The organism is Candidatus Neomarinimicrobiota bacterium, from assembly GCA_021734025.1.
In the GTDB taxonomy this organism is placed as follows: Bacteria; Fidelibacterota; JAANXI01; order JAANXI01; family JAANXI01; genus JAANXI01.
The window spans coordinates 182,004-202,527 of sequence record JAIPJS010000006.1 but is presented as its reverse complement, the minus strand read 5'-3'; the positions used below and the strand labels follow the sequence as shown (position 1 = coordinate 202,527).

At 50.8% G+C, this 20,524-nt stretch carries 14 protein-coding genes and 2 tRNA genes; 13 read left to right on the top strand and 3 right to left on the bottom strand.

The annotated features are described in order from the left end of the window. The first annotated feature begins 229 nt into the window (after positions 1 to 229). The 3 genes from K9N57_09205 to K9N57_09195 are packed head-to-tail and all read left to right on the top strand — an operon-like array spanning position 230 to position 4,051. The gene (locus tag K9N57_09205; GenBank protein MCF7804353.1) at positions 230 to 1,534 is read left to right on the top strand and encodes a hypothetical protein; all 1,305 of its coding nucleotides are present in this window, start codon (positions 230 to 232) and stop codon (positions 1,532 to 1,534) included. 2 nt (positions 1,535 to 1,536) lie between these two features. Continuing rightward, complete coding sequence (locus K9N57_09200) at positions 1,537 to 2,796, top strand: hypothetical protein (GenBank protein ID MCF7804352.1); 1,260 nt, start codon at positions 1,537 to 1,539, stop codon at positions 2,794 to 2,796. A 19-nt stretch (positions 2,797 to 2,815) separates the two neighbouring features. Further along, positions 2,816 to 4,051: a Gfo/Idh/MocA family oxidoreductase gene (locus K9N57_09195; protein ID MCF7804351.1), complete on the top strand. Its 1,236-nt coding sequence runs from the start codon at positions 2,816 to 2,818 to the stop codon at positions 4,049 to 4,051. A gap of 55 nt (positions 4,052 to 4,106) precedes the next feature. Here K9N57_09195 and K9N57_09190 read toward each other — a convergent pair. Continuing rightward, positions 4,107 to 4,184: transfer RNA gene (locus tag K9N57_09190), tRNA-Pro, on the bottom strand. 372 nt (positions 4,185 to 4,556) lie between these two features. On the opposite strand from K9N57_09190, the gene K9N57_09185 reads away from it, so the two are divergent. From K9N57_09185 to K9N57_09170, 4 genes are all read left to right on the top strand, one after another. Then, on the top strand, positions 4,557 to 5,963 hold the full coding sequence (locus K9N57_09185) for an LptF/LptG family permease (protein ID MCF7804350.1): 1,407 nt from the start codon (positions 4,557 to 4,559) through the stop codon (positions 5,961 to 5,963). Further along, positions 5,956 to 6,483, top strand: coding sequence for a gamma carbonic anhydrase family protein (locus K9N57_09180; GenBank protein MCF7804349.1), 528 nt, complete (start codon positions 5,956 to 5,958; stop codon positions 6,481 to 6,483). Before K9N57_09185 ends, K9N57_09180 begins: the two co-directional genes overlap by 8 nt. A 65-nt stretch (positions 6,484 to 6,548) precedes the next feature. Beyond that, positions 6,549 to 7,085 carry an NTPase gene (locus tag K9N57_09175; GenBank protein ID MCF7804348.1) on the top strand — a complete coding sequence of 179 codons (537 nt, stop codon included), beginning with the start codon at positions 6,549 to 6,551 and terminating at the stop codon, positions 7,083 to 7,085. Beyond that, a complete protein-coding gene (locus K9N57_09170) occupies positions 7,085 to 8,398 on the top strand; it encodes a thymidine phosphorylase (GenBank protein ID MCF7804347.1) in 1,314 nt (437 codons plus the stop codon). The genes K9N57_09175 and K9N57_09170 overlap by 1 nt, the downstream gene beginning before the upstream one ends. Positions 8,399 to 8,940: 542 nt before the next feature. Here K9N57_09170 and K9N57_09165 read toward each other — a convergent pair. Beyond that, positions 8,941 to 11,148 carry a PBP1A family penicillin-binding protein gene (locus K9N57_09165; GenBank protein ID MCF7804346.1) on the bottom strand — a complete coding sequence of 736 codons (2,208 nt, stop codon included), beginning with the start codon at positions 11,146 to 11,148 and terminating at the stop codon, positions 8,941 to 8,943. Between the two features lie 161 nt (positions 11,149 to 11,309). On the opposite strand from K9N57_09165, the gene K9N57_09160 reads away from it, so the two are divergent. Beyond that, positions 11,310 to 11,383 (top strand) — tRNA-His (locus tag K9N57_09160). Between the two features lie 115 nt (positions 11,384 to 11,498). On the opposite strand, the gene K9N57_09155 is transcribed toward K9N57_09160, so the two are convergent. Then, positions 11,499 to 12,236 carry a sulfite exporter TauE/SafE family protein gene (locus tag K9N57_09155; protein MCF7804345.1) on the bottom strand — a complete coding sequence of 246 codons (738 nt, stop codon included), beginning with the start codon at positions 12,234 to 12,236 and terminating at the stop codon, positions 11,499 to 11,501. Between the two features lie 215 nt (positions 12,237 to 12,451). Here K9N57_09155 and K9N57_09150 point away from each other — a divergent pair, with 215 nt between their 5' ends. The 5 genes from K9N57_09150 to metH all read left to right on the top strand — a co-directional run bounded on the left by K9N57_09150 (position 12,452) and on the right by metH (position 19,953). Beyond that, positions 12,452 to 12,901, top strand: a complete 450-nt coding sequence (locus K9N57_09150) for a hypothetical protein (protein MCF7804344.1) — start codon at positions 12,452 to 12,454, stop codon at positions 12,899 to 12,901. A gap of 15 nt (positions 12,902 to 12,916) precedes the next feature. After that, a complete protein-coding gene (locus K9N57_09145; GenBank protein MCF7804343.1) occupies positions 12,917 to 14,017 on the top strand; it encodes an AI-2E family transporter in 1,101 nt (366 codons plus the stop codon). 24 nt (positions 14,018 to 14,041) lie between these two features. After that, positions 14,042 to 15,496, top strand: a complete 1,455-nt coding sequence (gene pyk / locus K9N57_09140) for a pyruvate kinase (GenBank protein MCF7804342.1) — start codon at positions 14,042 to 14,044, stop codon at positions 15,494 to 15,496. A 279-nt stretch (positions 15,497 to 15,775) separates the two neighbouring features. Then, positions 15,776 to 16,489 (top strand): HAD hydrolase-like protein, encoded by a 714-nt coding sequence (locus K9N57_09135; protein MCF7804341.1) that lies wholly within the window; start codon positions 15,776 to 15,778, stop codon positions 16,487 to 16,489. Beyond that, the gene (gene metH, locus K9N57_09130; protein MCF7804340.1) at positions 16,486 to 19,953 is read left to right on the top strand and encodes a methionine synthase; all 3,468 of its coding nucleotides are present in this window, start codon (positions 16,486 to 16,488) and stop codon (positions 19,951 to 19,953) included. Before K9N57_09135 ends, metH begins: the two co-directional genes overlap by 4 nt. The last annotated feature ends 571 nt before the right edge of the window (positions 19,954 to 20,524 follow it).

The following is a 20,524-nucleotide window of genomic DNA, read 5'->3' as shown; positions in this document are numbered from 1 at the left end:
TCTCAAAAAGGGCGGGACAGCGGCACTCCTTGCAAGTGTAGGAATGAACTCAGCCAGCGCCTTCGTCCCGGCCCACAACTGGGAGAAATACGATTTCGGCGATGGTCCGACCGTCAAAGATCGCCTGAACCAGGGCCCTTTTCCAACCTATCCACCGGAGGAAGTGGTACCAGGAAGCTATGTGATTATGGCGACAACGCCGTCCAAAGAGATTGTTCCGAATTACGGGATGGGCCTGGTTGTGTACGTCTCAGGAGATATCGGGCCGCCGCAGATTAAAGGCGAACCGCTGGGAAAATCGCTGGAAGATCTGGTAAGTCTGCCATTCGTGCAAAAAATCTATATGCGTCCCGACTGGCGACAGGTTCAGAAAAACCCCGGACGCCTGGACTTCCCGGAGTATTGGAATATCACATTTGGTTTGGCAGAAAAGTACAACAAACGAGTGGCATTCCGCATCATGCTGGAGAACCCGGACATCCCCGAATTCGGCGCCCCGGATTTTGTGCAGGAAAAAGTGCCCTATGTAAAGCTTAAGGGCGAGTGGAAGGGAGACCGTGACACGGTGCGCTACCGCAAAGAGCACAAGATGCCGCGGTACGACCACCCTGAATATCAGGCGGCGTTTACCGAACTCAACGCCCTGTTAGCCGAGAAATATAACGGCCATCCGCTGGTGGAATACATGGATATGTTCATGTACGGATTCTGGGGTGAGGGACACACCTGGCCGTTCGACGGGCACCCGTTTCCCAGCGATGTAATTGCAGAGCAAACCTTTTTACGAATGTTAGAAACTCAGTTAAAACACTGGACGAAAACACCGCTCGTCACAAATACGCAGCCCGATTACAGTCGGGTCGGCAACTCGGAACTGGTGGACCGGAGCGTGCGCTCGAACAACTGGCTTCGAACTGATACGATTTTCATAGAAAATATGCAGATCGAGTCGCTCAGCAACCGCCCGCCGTGGGTCGGCGCGGTCAGCGAAATCGGTATTACCACCGGCAAACCGGAAGACCTCCGCGAAGATGGGGGGATCACCCATAACGAAAATATCATCGCGCACGTGCTGGACCTGGGGCCGAATTACTGGTCCGTCTGGAACTGGCATAACATCGCTGCAGAAAATATTTTGAGTTACTACCGAAAGTACCCCGAACCGATCGATAACATTGCCAGGAAGATCGGATATCGCGTGCGTCCATCATGGATTTGGGCTTTTGAAAAAGATGGACATCCGGGACTTGTTCTTGGCATGGTCAATGACGGTGTCGCAGCTGTGCCGGGTATATTGCGATTGACCGTCTACAGTGATGATGGATCAGTGCACGAAACAGGCTGCCTCGATCCTGGGTACCCGAAACCGACCGGCGTACGCCAGGCGCAGATACTCCTGCCGAAGGAGACAGAATGGAGCGGTCTCAAACTGAAGGCTGAACTGGAAGTGAAGGGTGTGAAGCATCCGGTGAACTGGGCCTGCGCTCAGCAGATAAACGAGGATGGCTCCTTAACCCTTCGACAGAATGTATAGCAATGATTATCCGAGCCGGTAAAGCACGAATCTTTTTATCATCTTTCTTCATCGGACTACTACTACCGGTACTAAGCAGTTCACTGCATGGACAATCTAAAGTAATCGCAACGGTTGCTGTTTCAGAACCAGTCGGATTGGACAGAGAGCATGAGATCATCACTTTTCCGCTGCAGATCCAAAATGCACTATGGGATGATTCTCATATTTTAATTGCTGTGGACCGAACTATCGGGGATTCCATTCCCTGCCAGGTGTTGAAAAATCCACTGCATGGAACTCCTGCAGATTCAGTGCTCCAATACGAAGTGGCTTTCCCGGTCCAAATGGCCCCGCACACGACACGGAAATTCGACCTGACATTATTGCCAGGGGAAAAAGGTGAGGTCGAATCAGACCTCAGTGTGAAAGGAGAGGGGACAGAATTAGAGATAGAAAACCGGTATTACAGGGCCGATTTGACCAGAAGCAACGAAAACGAAGTCAAAGATCATGCCTCCGGACAGTTGCGGGAACTGTATCTGAAAAAATATGATACGCTCTTAAGACGCAGTGAGAACCGGATACACTGGGCCCCAACCTTCGAAAAGTGGGGAGTGGAATACTACAAAACCATTGCCACGTGGGATAATCCGAAACAGCAGAGTATGCAGACAGGCCCATATTTTGTACAAACTATCAGGCGGGATACCGGTCCCGAACACCCTGAAATCATGGTAACGGCGCAGTATCGGTTTTTTGACAATCTCCCTTACTTCACTTTCTACTCTGATATGACATTTCAGAAGGGAATTTGGATGAATCTGCTGCGCAACGATGAGATGACCATGGATAGCCTGTTTACCCATGTGGCCTTTCAACGCAAAGATGGGAGCGTGGTCGATTTACCCTTTTCAGACCGATATGAATTGTTGGAAGCGGAGCCGATTGCAAATGATGTTCCCTGGTTGTGCTTTTATCATCACGAAAAAGGATACGCATTCGGGAGTATTCGGCTGCTGTATGATAATACGAACATCTACGGCTTGGCATCTCCAGTGGAAAATCCACATACACATATCAGTGATGGGGCCGGCGGTGGCAATTACTGGAATCGACGATTAATCTATGAAGACTGGTTATATGTGCCGGAGGGGAGTCGGTACCGTGAGAAAAATGCGTATATTGTATTTTCTATAGGTGAAAGCGAACGATTCCGGACGATTGAGTATTATGCGAAACGGTTACGGAATCCGCTCGATATTCGGGTGATCTATGAATAAAAAATTGAGTGAGGAAAGTATGAAAAATGAAAACATATCCAGGCGCAGGTTTATCGGTCAGTCGGCAAAAGTAACGGCTGGGGTATCTCTGGGATTAGCAGGAGCTCCGGCTATACTTAAATCCCAGTCGCCGAGTGAAATTATTAATGTCGGGATGATCGGCACAGGTGATCGGGGGACGTGGGAAGCGTACATCCTGCAAAGCGTCCCGGAAGTCCGGCTTATCGCGTGCTGTGATATTCTGCCGTCACATCTCCAAAACGGACTGGAACAGGCAACGCCCAATGCGAAAGGATACGAGGATTATCGCAAACTACTAGAGAACGATGACCTCGATGCGGTCATTATCGCAACACCGTTACACCTGCATTACAAGATGGCCGTCGATGCACTGGATGCCGGGCTGCACGTTTTTGGTGAAAAAACGATGACATACGATATCCCTCAGGCCAACATGTTGAAAGCGAAGGTGGAAGACTCGAAAAAAACTTTTATGGTGGGATACCAATTGCGAAGTAATCCACTCCTGCAGAAGGTTAAGACTATGATCGATGAAGGCGCCTGTGGAACCCTGACCCATGTCCGTTGCAATTACCACCGGAATGGCGATTGGCGTCGGGAAGTATCGGATCCGAGTCTGGAGAAGCTGATTAACTGGCGTATGTACCGGGAGTTCTCAGGCGGACTGATGGCTGAACTCTGCTCGCATCATATTGACATCACAAACTGGATGCTGGGAGAACATCCGAAAAAAGTGACTGGGTTTGGCGGCATTGACTACTGGAAGGATGGGCGCGAGACCTACGATAATGTAAATACTGTCTATGAATATCCCGGTGGAAAGAAGGCCATCTTTACTTCCATCACCTCTAATGCGCATTACGGAGTTGAACTCCAGTTTATGGGCACCCACGGGACCATAGAAATCCACAATGAAGAAGGCCAGGAGGCCATATATTATCCGGAACTGGCTCGGAAAACCCATGAAGTGGAATCGGATACAACAGGTGTGGATGCAGTATCCAGTGCGACTAAAAAAGCATGGAGCAGTGGTGAGGGTGAACTCATTCAGGTTCCGAACCGCCCGAAAGATGACCATAAAACCACCGGCCTGGCCTTTAAACATTTTGCGAAAAGTATCAAAGAAAATACTCAGCCGAATGCCAATGTTTTTACCGGCTATGACGCTGCCGTTGCCGTTCATTTGGGAAATTTAGCGATGCGAAACGGAACGGTTGAAAGCTGGAACGGGTAATTATCTAAAATTCCTAAAAAACCCGCATGATTGGCTTAACCGTGCGGGTTGTGTATGGTCGGGGCACCCAGATTCGAACTGGGGACCTCCTGCTCCCAAAGCAGGCGCGCTAACCGGACTGCGCTATGCCCCGAAATTGGGCCTTCAAAAAGCATGGAAAAGTAGACCCGATGGTAGTAATTGTCAAGATAAAACCGGAATACAGTGTTACAGTGTTCGAGTGTTAAGGTGTTCACGTTCCTTGCTGCTTAATCGTAATCTTACTCTTAATCTTAATCATAATTTGGTTTTCTTAGTCTGAGAGGTCAGAAGAGAGCAAGAAAAAGGAAAAACGGCTGTACGTCTTTATGGTCTTGACCTGACGGGGTTGTTCATTGTGTTTTTCTTCGGGTTCCTTCGCGGTCTTCGCGGCTTTGCGGTAAAATTTTCTCTGGTTTATCTGCACTCAAATTCCAGAGCCGAAACACCTTGAGAACCACCGAACCCGGCTCTAAATTCATCGATTATGAAGATCCTGACCCGCTATATCCTGAAGGAACACCTGCCGCCGTTTGTTATCGCAATGGGGGTGCTGACCTTTCTGTTTCTGGCAAACTTCATCGTCAAATCCATCGATCGAATTCTGGGCAAAGGGATCTCGTTCTGGATTATTGCGGAGTATATTTTCCTCAACCTGATGTGGATTTTGGCGCTTTCTATCCCTATGGCTGTTCTCGTAGCCATCCTCATGTCGTACGGCCGGATGAGCGCCGACAACGAAATCAACGCCATGCGGACGTCCGGCATCAGCTTTTTTACAATCATCAAACCGTCACTGGTGTTTGGGATTATCGTGTGCCTCGGGTTGATTTACTTTAACAATAATATCCTGCCGGACTTTAACCACAAGGCCCGACTTCTCGGGTCGGATATCTATCGTAAAAAGCCGGATCTCTCGATTGAGCCGGGCTATTTCATCACCGATCTGCCGCAGTACAGCCTCCTGGTCAAGGACAAAAAGGACGGCCGGCTCATGGATGTTCTAATTTATAGCAAAAACAATCAAAACAGCGAGGTGCAGACCACCATCAAGGCAGAGCAGGGTTCCCTGGCGGTGGAGGGAGATAAAATTGTCATGACCCTCTTTAATGGGGAAATCCATGAACTGGATACCAAAGAATTTTCAGAGTACCGGCGTATCGACTTCAGCAAACATGTACTCACCATCCCGGCGAAGGGCATGGTGCTGGAGCGACATGAAGCCGGCCGGCGGGGTGATCGTGAAATGAGTTCAAAAATGATGCTGGACCGAGTCGCGGGAGTCCGGGAAAAATATCAAAAGACCCAGGAACAAATTACAGAAAATTTACGGGAAAAATTGCACCTGGATATATCTGCGGACCAGACCGGACGCATAAAAAAGCTCCTGAATCTTCCACAAGATTCAGTAATCGCGATGCTGCCGGATTCCATAAAAGACAACGCCTCGGAAATGCGTCGCGCCCGGCGGGATGTTCGCGTCGGACTCCAGCGAATCAGTACCCAGAGAAATCTGGCACAGAGTTATAAACGCCAAATTAATAAGTATCTGGTGGAGGTGCATAAAAAGTACTCAATTCCCGTAGCATGCATTGTTTTTGTTTTGATTGGAGCGCCGCTGGGCATCATGGCACGACATGGCGGACTGGCGGTCGGTGCGGGATTCAGTCTGCTGTTTTTCCTGGTCTACTGGGCCGGACTCATCGGGGGCGAAGAATTGGCTGACCGCCTCATCGTTTCACCATGGATTGCTATGTGGACGCCGAATATGGTGGTGGGGCTCTTCGGTGTATTCCTGACCATCCGCACCGTCCGTGAGCGGAGCTCTCTTGATTGGTCCTGGCTGGTCAAACTTCGCCGGCAGGGAAAAAGTGACGAGGACACCAATGAATAATATCAGACCATTCGATGGAAAGACACCCCAAATAGGAAATAAAGCATTCGTTGCGTCCTCTGCCGAAGTGATTGGGGATGTTCTCATTGGAAAAGAGTCGAGTATCTGGTTTCAGTCGGTGCTCCGGGGAGATATCAACTCCATCCGGATAGGGGAACGTACCAATCTTCAGGACGGCACCATTGTTCACGTGGATTTCGAGAAATACAGTACGCACATAGGCAACGAAGTCACCATTGGCCATCGTGCCACAATCCACGGATGCAAAGTACAGGACCGGTGTCTCATCGGGATGAGTGCAACCGTGCTGAGTGGAGCTGTGGTGGAAACAGGTGCTATCGTTGCGGCAGGTGCCATCGTCCGGGAAAATCAGACCGTACCGGCGCGGACATTGGTTGCCGGTGTACCAGCGAAACCAGTCCGGGAAGTTACCGATGCGGAATGGGATACAATTATCAATTCTGCACGGCATTATGTAGATTATGCGCGCAAATATTTGGACCAAAAAAAGCATGAATAATCCTCTCCGGAGAGAAAGTCAGCAACGACTTACCGGAGCTTTTATAGAGAGAAGGAACTCGCAGTATGCCAGAAACAAATCTGTTGTTGACCGGGCAGCCCGGCAGCGGCAAGACGACCTTAATAAAAAAAGTGTTGAAACAGATCGATTATTCCATTGGCGGTTTTTTTTCCAGTGAGATGCGTCGTGGAAATCAGCGGGTAGGGTTTACACTGGATACGCTGGACGGCCGCCGGGGTATCCTGGCTCATGTGGACCTGGGCACAGAGGAGCAGGTCGGGAAATATTATGTGGATGTCCCTAGCCTTGAAAAGGTCGGTGTCGCCGCTATGGAAAAGGCGCTTCGCGAAAACCAGGTGATCGCCATAGATGAAATCGGCAAGATGGAACTCTTGCCCGAAAAATTCCAAACGGTCCTGCAAAGTATTTTGGATAGTACAAAGCCACTCATCGGGACCATCATGCAGGGGAAAAACGAAACCACGGATGCCATTAAGTCCAGAGAAGACGTGGCCGTCTTTCATGTGAACGAGGAGACCCGCTCCTACCTGCAGAATGAAATACAATTGCGGCTCCGCAGATTGGTTGAAAATTCAGAATAATGCTTCCATACGAAATCATCGAAAAAAAGCAGCAGGGCGACCGGCATTCGCCGGAAGAAATCCGGTTTATGGTCAAGGAGTTCACCGCCGGAAACATCCCCGACTACCAGATCTCCGCATGGCTCATGGCGATCTACTTCCAGGGTTTTTCCATTGAAGAGACAGCCGTGCTGGTGGAGGCCATGATTGAATCCGGAGAGCGAATCGACCTGTCCGACATTTCCGGATACAAAATCGACAAACACAGTACCGGGGGCGTCGGCGACAAAGTGACGCTGATACTGGCTCCATTGGTTGCAGCCGCTGGCGTAAAAATTCCTATGATTTCCGGTCGGGGCCTCGGGCATACCGGAGGTACACTGGATAAGCTGGAATCTATCCCGGGTTTTACCACAGACTATTCCATAGATGACTTCCGGCGCCAGGTTGACGAGTTCGGAGTGTGCATCATGGGACAGAGCGCCACAATGGTCCCCGCAGACAAAAAGATGTACGCCCTCAGAGATGTCACCGCCACGGTACGTTCCATTCCGCTCATCTGCGGATCGATTATGAGCAAAAAGATAGCCGAGGGCATCGATGGCCTGGTGCTGGATGTGAAGACCGGACGCGGGGCGTTTATCGCAGAGGAAGAGAAGTCTCGGGAATTAGCGAACCAACTGGCGGATATTGGAAAAGAATTTGGTCTGGATGTCCGGGTGGTGATCACGGATATGAACCAGCCGCTGGGGAATCAGATCGGGAACCGGAACGAGGTGGTGGAATCGGTGGAGTGCCTGAAAGGAAACGGCCCGGCAGATCTTATGGAAGTCACCATGGAGTTGAGCGCGGAGATGTTAGTCCTTGCCGGAAAAGCGGAGGATGTCCCCGCAGCCAAGACTGTTTTAAATGAATTGATTGAAACCGGCGAGGCGCTGGAAAAATTCTACGACCTGGTGGAAATCCAGGGTGGGGATCCTAAAATCATCGATAGTTTACTTTCGTTGGAACCCTCAAAATTTTCTGTGGAAGTCACCGCACCTGCAGAGGGGATTGTCCAATCCCTGGACAGCTATCAGCTGGGGACAACCAGCGTCAAACTGGGCGCGGGACGGATGCAGATGGGCGATGTCATTGACCCCAAAGCCGGGATATCCCTGGAAAGAAAGATCGGAGACCGGGTGAATGCCGGGGACGTACTCGCCGTATGTTATACGGACAAAGAATCAGTGGTGGAAGAAGCCAAACAGTCTATTTTGGATGTGTTCGAAATCGATGATGCCGACGCCTCACCACCGACAATGATACATGAAGTTATCGGGGATGAGACTTGACCTGCCTATGCATAAAACAATTATAGAGTGATTCCGCTGAGTTACGCGAAGTTATTCAGCCAGTAATGATGAGGTATAGTGGAATAAGGGTATACGGGATGAGTATTACATATTTCACAACTGGGTGTACTCTTAAAAGCACATTACCATAATGAAAAATCAGAAGAATATGAATAGCCCCGTCCCCGTCCGGACGGGACGGGATAAATAAGGGTGTATAGTAAAATAGGGGGCTTCAGCCCCGTTTTAGAGCAGACTCATAACTGAATGTGGTCCGGATTACGCGCTTGTGCGGGCTTGCATGGAAGATCCGGCCATTAATATCAGGATATAAATGGTGAAACACGGAAAACAGTAACAATTAATGAGGAGATCTTGTTGGTAGTCCCTGCTTTAGTGGGTAATCTGTTCGTTGTCAGTAGTTAGTTGTTTCCCCTTCTCCTCCGCTGTGGCGGACTCACTTCTCCGGTGGAGACAATCCGATTAAGATTAAGAAGATATTCAACTATAACACCGTAACACTTGAACACTGGTCTTACTCGTCAAAACGTTCTCCGGCCGCTATTATCCTGGCGGTCATCAAAATTTCCATGAACATTACACGTTTCTGTAGGAATATATTTCTGGTTAAAAATTTCGGTTTCCGTGGGACAGTATTGGGTTGGAAGTTTTTTGGATTCCGAACAGATCTTTCGTTCCACGATGCCGTCCGGTCGTTCGAATTCCGCTTCCGGCAGATCCAGCGTATCGTGTGCCGTCTTCATAAAGGTGGCCCACATCGGTAATGCGGCTGTCGCACCTGAACGTCTTGGTCCCAGGCTCACTGCAGGATTATCCACTCCAACCCAAACACCGGATGCAATCTGTGGCGTGTAGCCCACGAACCAGGCATCAGTGAAGTTTTGCGTCGTTCCTGTTTTACCGCCGGCCGGCCGGCGGAATCCCCAGCGCCAGCGTGCGCTGGTACCGGTTCCACCCGACTCGTTCATCACACCCTGCATCAGATCCACCATCAAAAAGGCCGTCTCCTCGCTCAGGACTTCCTTCTTATATGGTACGTAGTCCTTCAGCACGTTTCCATAGCGATCCACAATCCGCGTGATGCCCACCGGCTCTGTCCAGATACCATGATTGGCGAAGATAGAATAGGCGGACGTAACTTCCAGCGGAATTACTTCGGACGTCCCCAGTGCCAGGGCATCCACCGCCCGGAGTCTGGTAGTGATACCCATGCGATGAGCGTACTCCACTACCCGATCCGGCGGGACCAGTTCCTGCACCATCCGCACGGAAATCAGGTTTAATGATCGACGGAGCCCCTCCCGGAGTGTCGTTAATCCGCCCGTAGTGCGATCGTAATTTTGTGGCGTCCATCGGGTGGTATCATCGAGGAAAAGGACCACCGGCTGGTTCAGAAGTTGCCGGGTCACCGGATAACCGTTATCAATGGCGGTGGTATAAATAAAGGGTTTGAACACTGACCCGGGCTGCCGCTGCGCTTGGGTAGCCCGGTTAAACTTGGAGCGTCGAAAATCTCGTCCGCCGATCATCGCCAGGATATGCCCCGTGCCAGGATTAAGCGATACAAGTGCCCCCTGAACCACCAGCTTGGATCGCAGCGTCGAATCCATCTGCGCCTGTCCGCGAATCATCTGATGGAGTGTGTCTACACTGAATTTGGTGGTATCGATAATTTCCGCCAGCTCATCAACATCATTGAGCAGCCGCTGGTTCAATGCGGCCTGTTGTTCCTGGATAAACCGGTTATACGAACGGTTTGCCGCAGCTTGCACCCGGGAGTCCAGCGTGGTGTAAATGGAAAGGCCATCCCGATATGGATCGATATCTAGTGCTTCCGCCTCCCGCTCCAGCTGACGTCGGACATATTCGGTAAAATACGGGGCAATCCCTGTTCCGTCAGATTCCGGCGATTCGGTACGGATATCCCGCGAGGCGAAATGCCGGTAAATCGGCTGGCTGATATACCCCATGGAATGCATGGAGTGGAGTACCACATTTCGCCTGGAGTGAGCCCGGTCCGGATGGTTAATCGGCGAATAATACGCCGGCAAGCGCAACAGACCGACCAGCGTGGCGGCTTCATCCAGAGTCAGATCCTTGGCCCGTTTGCTGTAATATTCCCTGGCAGCTGCTTCAATGCCGTACACGCCATGACCAAAGTAGATGGAGTTCAGGTACATCTCCAGGATTTCATCTTTGGTATAAGTCCGTTCAATCTGGATGGAAGTGATGGCCTCCTTAATTTTCCTGGGGATGGTTTTTTTAAAGCCGATCGTTTCATACAGGTTTCGGGCGAGTTGCTGGCTGATGGTGCTGGCACCCTGCTCCCAACTCATCAGCATAATGTCGACTGCGAGGGCTTTAAATGTTCGAACAACGTTAAAGCCCCAGTGATTGTAAAAGCGCTGGTCCTCGGTGGAAATCAGGGCATCCACCAGGTAGGGTGGCAACTCATCCAGGGGAATAAATACGCGTCGCTGGGTAAATAACTCCTTGATGACCACGCCGTCAGACGAGTAGATCCTGGTGATCAGGCTGGGATCAAAGTTTTCCAGCTGGGTCAGCGACGGGAGATCCCTGGAGAGTATGTACAGATACGCCAACAGACCAAAACCAACTGCAAAAACGATGATGAGCGAAATGATGAATCGCTTTTTTAAGCGTTCCCAATGAGAAGGTTTCTGCTGGCGAACGTGAACCGTGCCGGTTCCTGGTGTATGATTTGTCATAAATTGCTCTAACGCCTTCTAATGAAAAAAGTGCCGGAAGAATTTATTTCTCGGCTCCCCATATTGCAAGCAATCAAAACCGGCAGTCAATCCAGGGTGAACCCGTGCAATTCAATTTGACAATTGCTAGTTCCCTCGGTATCTTTTAACGCTTTGACACGGTGGGAGTAGCTCAGCTTGGTAGAGCGCCAGGTTGTGGCCCTGGTGGTCGCGGGTTCAAGTCCCGTCTCTCACCCATTAACCAGCGCCCCGATTCCGTCGGGGCGTTTTTTTTACTGTCACCTGTTTCCTCTTGAGTGGATTTCTCTCCTCCGGGTAATCACCCAGACACTAAAAAACCCTATTTATCCCTAAAGTAGCGTCTTCCCCACCATTGCGATCCCGATAATTATCAAAAATCCGGCAATACTCTTTCGTAAAACCGTCTCCGGAATACGGAGTGAAATTCTGTGGCCAACGAGCGTCGCTATTACAAGGCTCCCCATGCCAGCCAACATCGGAATTTCCATGGATGGGCTCATTAAATCCTGCTGGATATATAAGGCCGAACGCCCGGCATTCAGGAGAAAAAACAGCACGTTGGCCGTCCCGCGAAACGCCCGGGGCGAACGAATTTGTTGAGCGAGAACGGTGACAATCAGCGGACCTCCGGTTCCAATGGCACCCTGGATTATTCCACCCCCGAGCAGAAGTCCGGTGTTCGCCGCGGGATGGAGGGTGTCTCCGGTGCTGGAGTCCCTTCGGAACTGGAGCAGGTTGAGTCCAATAATGGTGATCCCAAGGGTAATATAAATCACCGTAGGCTGCAGCTGTGGGAGAATAACACTTCCTGCCGTGCCTCCGGCCAATACCAGAAAAATCACCGGACGGATTGTATTCAATTGGATCCGGGAGCGGTTGAGCCAGACCATCATGAGGTTGTTCAAAGCGAATACCGCCGCCAGGATCACAATGACATCTCTGGCCGGCAGCCAGAGTGCCAAAATCCCGACACTGAAGAAATTTCCACCAAACCCGATCACCGACTGGAGGAATGCACCGAGAAAGACTATCACTAAAAACAGAACTAGTTCAGAACCGGTTATCATTTCCATAGTCAAAAATGTAACAAATCCTTTCCCGGTTTCCACAAGTCAGTTCACTTTTGTTCATTATCCATATTCCGCCACTTCAGAGAGCAAATCAGTCTTGACCCGGGACAGTGGACACCAGACACGCGACAACTATAACACCTGAACACGATAACACTTGAACACTGTAGTTGGGTTTGTAACTCACTCCGCTTATACCTACATTTAAATCTATGGCTGAAATCAATCTGAAAGCCGGTGATATTGAACGGATTTCCAAAGACAGGGATCTCCCGTTTACCCTGGGATATCTGGAGCAAACTCTTGTGGTTCACGGGACGTTCCGTCATCTTTGGGAGCAGCAGTTTTTTGCGCGACTGGAGTTTGCCAAATTTTCCGGAACACGGATTTTATTCAGAGTGAAGGATTCCAAACCGTCATTCGGCGTACTGGACAGCCTCCTCAAATCCTGGCTGATGAATAAGTTGGTGCAGCCTCAGGCACAATTCTTAACTATTGCATACCCAATAATTACCATAGATATTGGTGCCTTTCCACAGGTGGCAACTATGCTGAAATATGTGGAGATCCGGGGCATTTATTTTGAATCCACAGGGATTCGCATTGAGTTTGAGGTAGTGAATTCGCCAATGGCGAAATCCTCGCAGGAGCCATCGCAGTAAAGGGTATGTGAACAAATGAAACGCGAGTATCTTGTCCTGCCGATTTTGTTGGGCCTTGCTGGTGTCATCGCCTTTCTGTTTTACATGATCTGGCGCCCGTTTTTCGCTCCTATCTCATGGGCGGCAGTGTTTGCTATTCTGTTTACGCCATTAAACAATCGGCTGACGGCAAAAGTGCCCTGGCGATCTCTCAGCGCCACGATTATGACGCTGTTGGTAATCCTGATTATCGTGGTTCCTATGTCTCTCCTGAGTATTCTCCTGGTTGCAGAAATTGTTCAGACGTATGACCTGGTTCAACAATGGTTTAACACCGGCCGGTACGGGGAAATTCTTCAGTTTTTTCAGGGGCCAGTCTTCGTGGATATCCGGGAGCAGGTTAATGATGTGATTGATCTGAATTCTATTGATCTGTTTTCCATCGTTAGTTCCGTGATGCAGCGGCTCAGCAGTTTTGCGGTTTCCCAGGTGACCGGCATTGTCCAGAACTTTTCCAAAACATTGTTCTCGTTTGTGCTGATGGTGTTTACCCTGTTTTATTTTTTCAAAGATGGGGAACGTATCGTGCAATTTCTCCGGGATATTATTCCCCTGGGACAAAAACAGCGGGACGAAATCGTTTCCCGGTTCTCGGAAGTTATTACTGCAACCGTGCTTGGGGATTTGGTCGTTGCATTATTCCAGGGATTCCTCGGCGGGATTGCTTTCTGGATTCTGGGATTGCCATCACCGATATTTTGGGGGGCTGTAATGGCGTTTCTGTCCATCTTCCCTGTGGTCGGGGCACCGATCGTGTATCTCCCGGCCAGCGGAATACTGCTCGCCCAGGGAGAGTTCGGGAAGGGAATTCTTCTTTTGATTTGGGGGACACTGATGGTCAGTCAGATTGACAATTTTCTGCGGCCTGTCCTGATTTCCGGACGGACAAAACTCCACACGCTGGTACTGTTTTTCAGTATCCTTGGGGGAATATATTTGTTCGGATTTTTGGGGCTCATTATGGGACCGGTTGTGGCAGCACTCTTTTTAACTATGGTCAAAATTTATCACGAGGAGTTGGACTTTAATTCCCGGCCAGTGGATTCGGATACGCCGGCCGAAACAGGGCAATCGTAGCAAACTAATTGAGGCATTGAGCAAATGAACCTGGACAATTTCGCGAAAACCAAAATAATCGCCACCGTTGGCCCGGCCAGCACTGACGAGAAAGTGCTCCGGGAAATGATTCGACACGGGGTGGACGTTATACGGATTAACAGTGCGCACGGAAGCCAGAAAACCCACGAACAAATGATCGAAATGGTTCGGGCATTCGAGGAAGAGGAAGGAAAGCCGCTGAGTATTCTGTATGATCTGGCCGGCCCTAAAATTCGTCTGGGAGAACTACCGGACGACGGAATAATGCTGGAAGACGGGACAGTGCTGACACTCGAAGAGGGAACGGATGGTCCGGAAGCTCTTCCGGTGGAATGCCCGGCGTTTGCATCCATGCTGGAGCCCGGCAAGCGTATTTTCATTAATGATGGCGCTATCCAGTTGACGGTTATTGACATCGCTGGGAAAAAGGTCAAAGCCCGGGTGGATACCGGAGGGTTGGTGACTTCCCGGAAGGGTGTGAATTTGCCCGATACGGATATCGATCTGCCTGCGCTCTCTAAGGATGATAAGGCGAATTTGCGGTTTGGCCTGCACGCTGGCGTGGACTGGTTTGCGCTGAGTTTTGTCCGGGAAGCGGAGAATATCAAATCGGTGTATGAGGTGATGCGGGAGGAGGGTATCTGCAAACCTATCGTCGCAAAGATTGAAACACCGCAGGCCATCCGGGAGATTGACGAGATCATCGAGGCATTTCAGGGTGTGATGGTCGCCAGAGGCGATCTGGGAGTGGAGTTACCCATCGAAAATGTGCCGCATTTGCAGAAGCAGCTCATACAGAAGTGTAATCAAGCCGGGAAGCCGGTAATAACCGCCACCCAGATGCTGGAATCAATGATCGAGAATAACCGGCCAACGCGGGCGGAAGCGGCAGATGTTGCCAACGCTATTTATGACGGCACCGATTGTGTGATGCTCTCCGGCGAAACCGCGGTCGGGAAATATCCGGTGGTAGCCGTGGATATGATGAACAGTATCATATTATCTACGGAAAGGGAAATCAACTATTCCCAGCGGCGCTATCCCACGGATTACATGAAATCCATCGCCGATTCGGTGAGCCATGCGGTATTTCAGGCTGCCATAGATGTGAGAGCCAAGGCCATCGTGACGTTTACGCAGAGCGGCAGTACCGCCCGGATGGTAAGTAAATATCGTCCACCTGCCCCTATTTATGCGCTGACACCATCCGTCGATATCCAGCGGCAGCTGAACCTGGTTTGGGGGGTACATCCGCTGCGTATTACCAACGCCCTGAACACCGATGAAATGTTCGACCTCGCCGAGGCACATTTAAAAGAGCTCGGTGTAGTTATTGACGACGATCGAATTGTGCTATCCGCCGGTGTGCCCATTGGCGTTCCAGGCACCACAAATCTGATGAAGGTGCAGGTCGTCGGAGACAAAGGCGAACCGGCAGATGAATTTTCGGTGACGTAGGGGTGAGCCAGAAATATGGCTCTGGCCTCGCAATGAGATTGCGAGACTTAAAATTTAGCCTTGGAATCTCATTCCAAGGCGGTCGATTACTAACACTAAGACGCGGCTGTTACCTATATCATTCTCCGGCAGGAAAAACTAGATTAAGATTAGGATTACCCCGGTAGGAATCCCCCGGGATGACTAAGAAGGCGCGAAACGATAACACATTAACACAATAACACGGAATCACGCAGCTACTTGAACACTCAAACACCCGAACACTATAACACTTGATAAATGACTTCAAATCAACCAAATAAGCTCGTTCTCTTCGACATCGACGGCACGCTGCTGCACTGCGGATCGTCGGCCAGGGAATCCCTTGGGAGAGCATTGACAGATATAACCGGCGAAAAGATTGAGTTGCGGATCGAAGATGTTGCAGGATATACCGATCTGGGGATTATCAAAAATGCATTGAGCCGGACGGGATTATTGGACGGCAACCCCGAGGCGGTGGTAGAAAAAGTTGGCGAGCGCTACCTTGAAATCCTCGAAGTGGCGTATCCCGAGCGGGATGACCAGTACCTGTATCCGGGCATCCCGGAATTACTTGAGCGGCTGAAACAACGGTCGGAAATCCGCCTGGCCCTCCTGACCGGGAATCTGGTCACCGGCGCAAAGATCAAATTGGCGCCGTTCGATATCTGGGAGGATTTTGCCTTCGGCGCATTCGGCAGCGATTCCATCGACCGGAACGAGCTCCCGGTCATTGCCTGGGAAAAGGCAGAGCGGTTACTTGGCGAATCGTATGATCCCGAGCAGACTTTAATCGTTGGCGATACACCACGAGATGCAATCTGTGCACATCAGAACGGAGCGAAAGCCCTGATTGTCAATCGACGACCGGAGTGGCGGGATAAAATCTATGCAGAAAAACCACTTCATGTGGTACATTCGACGGAAGAAGTGGATATAATATACCAGCAGATAACGGAGTTTTATAGATGAGTGATTTTTTGACGGAAGTACAAAACCGAATCGTCGTCTTCGACGGCGCCATGGGCACCTCCATCCAGGATATGGATTTGAATCCGGACGACTTCAACGGGTTAGACGGGTGCAACGAGTATTTGGTCATCTCCAAGCCCGATGCCATCCGGCAGGTACACGCCAGCTTTCTGGACGTGGGCTGCCAGGTGGTGGAGACCGACACCTTCGGCGCGACTAGTATTGTGCTCGGTGAATATGACATTGCCGAAAAATCATATGAAATCAATAAAACCGCAGCGGAACTTGCCAAAGATGTGGCGAGCGATTATTCCACACCGGATTTTCCGCGGTTCGTGGCCGGCTCCATCGGTCCGGGGACCAAATTGCCGACACTGGGACATATCTCCTTTGATGATCTGAAGGCAGCCTACGATCCGCAGGTGGCAGGCCTGGTAGACGGCGGTGCTGATGTGCTGATCATCGAGACCTGCCAGGACATCCTGCAAGCCAAAGCAGTGCTGGCTGCAATCCAGGATTATTTCAAGAAAATTGGGCGGAAGATCCCGGTGATCATGCAGGTGACGGTGGAGACCACCGGAACCCTACTGGTCGGTTCGGATATCGCTGCCGCGCTCACTTCTCTGGAACCATACGACGTTATCGACGTCATTGGAATGAACTGCGCCACAGGACCGGAGAAGATGTCCGATCATATCCGGTATCTGAGCGCGAACAGTAAACGCCCGATCTCCGCGATCCCCAACGCCGGCATCCCGGAGAATATCGGCGGCGAGACCGTCTATCCGCTGCAGCCGGAAGAATTGGCAAGCACGCTGAGTCACTTTGTCGACGATCTGGGCGTGAACATCGTCGGCGGATGCTGCGGCAATACGCCTGCCCATCTTGAAAAACTGGTGCAGGCAGTGGAGGGGAAATCGCCTCAGCCCAGAGATGTGAATTGGTCGCCGTCGGCCTCCAGTCTCTATCAATCCGTGGATCTCACCCAGGATCCGCCGCCGCTGCTGGTGGGGGAGCGGACCAACGCCAACGGCTCCAAGAAATTCAAAGGCCTCCTGGAAGACGAGGACTGGGACAGCATGGTGGAAATGGCCAAGGAACAGGAGCGCGGTGGCGCACACGTGCTAGACGTCTGTGCTGCGTATGTCGGCCGGGACGAAGTCCGGGATATGAACGAAATTATTCCGCGGTTCAACAAGCAGGTGACCATCCCATTGATGATCGACTCCACCGAATGGGAGGTCATCGAGGAATCGCTCAAAAATATTTCCGGCCGGGCCATTGTTAACTCCATCAATATGGAAGACGGCGAAGAACGCATGGCCAGGGTGTTGCCGCTCTGTAAGCGATACGGCGCAGCGGTTGTGGCACTTACCATCGATGAAGACGGCATGGCCAAGACCGTGGAGCGTAAGGTAGAGATTGCAAAGCGTATCTATGACATTGCAGTGAATAAATATGGGATGCGCCCGGAAGATCTCTTATTCGATACTTTAACATTCACCCTGGGCAGCGGGGACGAAGAATTTCGCGGCGCAGGTGAAGCAACTATCGAAGCGATTCGCCGGGTAAAAGAGGAACTGCCTGGCGTTCGGACGATCCTGGGCGTGAGCAATATCTCGTTCGGACTCAGCTCAGACGCCCGGCACGTGCTGAACAGCGTCTTTCTGCACAAGGCCATCGAATACGGGCTGGACGCCGCCATCGTGCACGCCGGAAAAATCATTCCCATGTATCAGATTTCCGAAGAAGAACGGAAATTGTGCGAGGATCTGATCTTCGACAATCGTACCGACGAGTACGACCCGCTCACCGAGATGATGGCGTTTTACGAGGAATCCAGTGGTTCGCGGCGTGAAGTGGATGAGGCCGCGGATGCCGACCTGCCGTTAGACGAGCGTCTGGAGAAACGGATCGTTGACGGACGGAAACAAGGACTCACCGACGACCTCGATGAGGCGCTTGAAGAGTATTCGCCGCTGCATATTATTAATAACTTTCTGTTGGCCGGGATGAAAACCGTCGGCGAACTGTTCGGCGCCGGCGAGATGCAGCTGCCGTTCGTATTGCAATCCGCAGAGACTATGAAGGCAGCTGTCGCCCATCTGGAACCGCATATGGAAAAGTCCGAATCCTCTCAAAAGGGGAAAATCGTGCTGGCTACCGTAAAAGGGGACGTTCACGATATCGGGAAAAATTTGGTGGATATTATTCTTACTAACAACGGATATGCTGTGGAAAATCTCGGAATCAAGGTGCCCATCGATAACATGCTGGAAGCCATGGAATCCACCAATCCGGACGCTATCGGCATGAGCGGTCTCCTGGTGAAATCCACGATTATCATGAAGGAAAACCTGGAGGTCATGAACGAGCGGAACGTGCAGATTCCGGTGCTTCTCGGCGGTGCAGCGCTGAACCGCCGCTACGTGGAGAGTGACCTCCGGAAAACCTACCACGGGCCGGTCTACTACGGCAAAGATGCGTTCACCGGGCTGAGTATCATGGATGATTTAGTGAAGGAAAAGAAGGAAAAAGCGGAGGAGGCCGGCGAGGTCGAGCTGGAAGTCCCGCCGCCCAAGGAAATCAGCAGCAAGATCAAGAACCGTTCAATTGGTCCTTCACTGGGTACTGATGAGTATGTGGAGCCGGACATCGACCGGGATAATCCGGTGCCGGAGCCGCCGTTCTGGGGTACGAAAGTGATCGAAGATATCGATATCGACGACGTTTATCCGTACATCAACACCATTGCGCTGTTCCGGGCCCAATGGCAGTTCCGGAAGGCCGGCGGCAGCCGCGAAGACTTCCAGCGAATGATCGAAGAAGAGGTGGAGCCGGAATTCGAGCGGCTCCAGCGCAAGGGCAAGGAAGAGGGATTACTGAATCCGCGGGTGACCTACGGCTACTTCCCGTGCCAGTCCGAGAAGAATGACCTGATTGTTTACGATCCGGACACCCGCGAAGAGCGGGAGCGGTTTACCTTCCCGAGGCAGGACGGCAAACAGCATCGCTGCCTGGCGGACTTTTTCCGTCCCGTGGACTCCGGCGAAATGGACGTGGTGGCGTTCCAGCTTGTAACAGTCGGCGAAAAAGCCTCGGAGGAATCCCAGCGTCTGTTCGATAACGATGAGTACAAGGAGTATCTCCTCTGGCACGGTTTCAGTGTGGAAACCGCCGAAGGATTAGCGGAATACTGGCATAAAATAGTTCGCGGGGAACTCGGATTCGGAGATGAGGACGCCGACGAAATCAAAAAGTTATTCAAGCAGGGATATCGGGGCTCTCGATACAGCTTCGGCTATCCCGCCTGCCCGCACCTGGAAGATCACGAGCAGCTGTTTCGCTTGATCGATCCCTCCACCATCGGCGTGGAACTCTCCGAGGGCTATCAGCTCCACCCGGAGCAGAGTACATCCGCCATCATCGTGCATCATCCCGAGGCGAAGTATTATTCGCTTTAGTGAAATGGGATAAACGATATTGGGGTATTTGATTAGTCGGATATAGTCCGATTGAATACAGTATATATATTTCTCCCTTAATTGAAATGTTCCTCAGGGATCGGGTTATATCAAATTCTTAGGGGTTCCATTCTACCATCTTTATGCCGTGGAGAAAAGTTCATAAAATACTTGATAGTAATCTCCAGGGTGTTTACAATTTGTTCACCTAGTGTTTTTTTCGATGTAAGTTTTAGTGAAATCCTTGTCTGTTGGCGTTTTTGTTTCTGAGTTATGGACGAATGGTTTATGGACTATTTGCGTACAAAAAACCTATCGGAATTTCTCTTTTACCGGGGGCGGAACACGTTCAGTATTCCACTGGAGTCGGTGTCAACATTACCTGGCAGATATTTTTATAATGGGGGTAAAAGAAAAGCCGGAGTCCATGAGATTTACCCGGAACCATTTGCTTGTCAACGGGGTAAGGGAAAGGCGAAATCAAATCGAAACGGAAATATCTATACTGTAGAATCTTGCGTTCGTTGTTCGAATGTTCATTTGGAAATTTTTACACAAGAAAAATTGTGCA

What these genes read in the sequence shown, in the direction of transcription:
- K9N57_09205 (MCF7804353.1), top strand. Translation starts at nt 230, where the DNA reads ATGGGCCTGGTTGTGTACGTCTCAGGAGATATCGGGCCGCCGCAGATT.
- K9N57_09200 (MCF7804352.1), top strand. Translation starts at nt 1,537, where the DNA reads ATGATTATCCGAGCCGGTAAAGCACGAATCTTTTTATCATCTTTCTTC.
- K9N57_09195 (MCF7804351.1), top strand. Translation starts at nt 2,816, where the DNA reads ATGAAAAATGAAAACATATCCAGGCGCAGGTTTATCGGTCAGTCGGCA.
- K9N57_09185 (MCF7804350.1), top strand. Translation starts at nt 4,557, where the DNA reads ATGAAGATCCTGACCCGCTATATCCTGAAGGAACACCTGCCGCCGTTT.
- K9N57_09180 (MCF7804349.1), top strand. Translation starts at nt 5,956, where the DNA reads ATGAATAATATCAGACCATTCGATGGAAAGACACCCCAAATAGGAAAT.
- K9N57_09175 (MCF7804348.1), top strand. Translation starts at nt 6,549, where the DNA reads ATGCCAGAAACAAATCTGTTGTTGACCGGGCAGCCCGGCAGCGGCAAG.
- K9N57_09170 (MCF7804347.1), top strand. Translation starts at nt 7,085, where the DNA reads ATGCTTCCATACGAAATCATCGAAAAAAAGCAGCAGGGCGACCGGCAT.
- K9N57_09165 (MCF7804346.1), bottom strand. Translation starts at nt 11,148, where the DNA reads ATGACAAATCATACACCAGGAACCGGCACGGTTCACGTTCGCCAGCAG.
- K9N57_09155 (MCF7804345.1), bottom strand. Translation starts at nt 12,236, where the DNA reads ATGATAACCGGTTCTGAACTAGTTCTGTTTTTAGTGATAGTCTTTCTC.
- K9N57_09150 (MCF7804344.1), top strand. Translation starts at nt 12,452, where the DNA reads ATGGCTGAAATCAATCTGAAAGCCGGTGATATTGAACGGATTTCCAAA.
- K9N57_09145 (MCF7804343.1), top strand. Translation starts at nt 12,917, where the DNA reads ATGAAACGCGAGTATCTTGTCCTGCCGATTTTGTTGGGCCTTGCTGGT.
- pyk (MCF7804342.1), top strand. Translation starts at nt 14,042, where the DNA reads ATGAACCTGGACAATTTCGCGAAAACCAAAATAATCGCCACCGTTGGC.
- K9N57_09135 (MCF7804341.1), top strand. Translation starts at nt 15,776, where the DNA reads ATGACTTCAAATCAACCAAATAAGCTCGTTCTCTTCGACATCGACGGC.
- metH (MCF7804340.1), top strand. Translation starts at nt 16,486, where the DNA reads ATGAGTGATTTTTTGACGGAAGTACAAAACCGAATCGTCGTCTTCGAC.